Annotated in this window: 1 protein-coding gene; it reads left to right on the top strand. The window is 42.3% G+C overall.

Annotated elements, in window-relative coordinates; translation table 11 throughout:
* Positions 1-186: 186 nt before the first annotated feature.
* A partial coding sequence (locus AB4496_RS28955; protein ID WP_372133562.1) for a D-serine ammonia-lyase occupies positions 187-827 on the top strand: 641 nt, incomplete at its 3' end.

The following is an 827-nucleotide window of genomic DNA, read 5'->3' as shown; positions in this document are numbered from 1 at the left end:
GTGAGTACATCAAGACAGTGGTCAGCAATTAAGTCGTAAGACGTATCGAGCAAAGTAAGCCTAGTTAATTACAGGTCATTGAATAATTAAATAAATACCGTTTTAATAAGCTCAAAACCAAATGTTTGTAAGAGCGCAGATTGCTGTGTACCAGAGATGATGGCGCTATACCAGAGAAGGTCACCCATGACTGATTTGAACCCAAAAAGTGAATTAAATATAGAGAAGCTCACCAACGATTTCCCGTTGTTAAAACAACTTATAGCGTTAGAAGAAGTGAGTTGGTTTAACCCAAACATCACGACGTTAGAACAGGGTTTACCTTATGTGGGGTTAAGCGAAGAGGACATTCAAGATGCAAGCCTGCGATTACAAAGGTTTGCCTCTTATCTGGCGAAGGCATTCCCTGAAACACAAGTCACCAATGGCATCATCGAATCTGAGCTTATCGATATCCCTGCAATGAAGTTAGCATTAGAAGCTCATTATCAGCAGCCAATAAAAGGGCGTTTGATGATGAAGAAAGACAGCCATTTACCGATTTCAGGTTCAATCAAAGCGCGCGGTGGTATCTATGAAGTACTAACGCATGCCGAGAAGCTTGCCATTGAAGCTGGGTTACTGTGTGAGAGCGATGACTACAGTAAGTTACTCGAACCTGAATTTCGTGACTTCTTTAAACAATACAGTATTGCGGTAGGGTCTACGGGTAACTTAGGCATGTCGATTGGCATAATGAGTGCCAAGTTAGGCTTTACAGTGTCGGTTCACATGTCTGCTGATGCGAGAGCGTGGAAGAAAAACAAACTGCGTGAGCATGGTGTCAA

It is taken from the genome of Vibrio sp. 10N.222.46.A1 (assembly GCF_041473595.1).
Classification (GTDB): Bacteria; Pseudomonadota; Gammaproteobacteria; order Enterobacterales; family Vibrionaceae; genus Vibrio; species Vibrio tasmaniensis_A.
The sequence above is the reverse complement of the archived record's forward strand: the minus strand, read 5'-3'. Positions and strand labels throughout refer to the sequence as shown.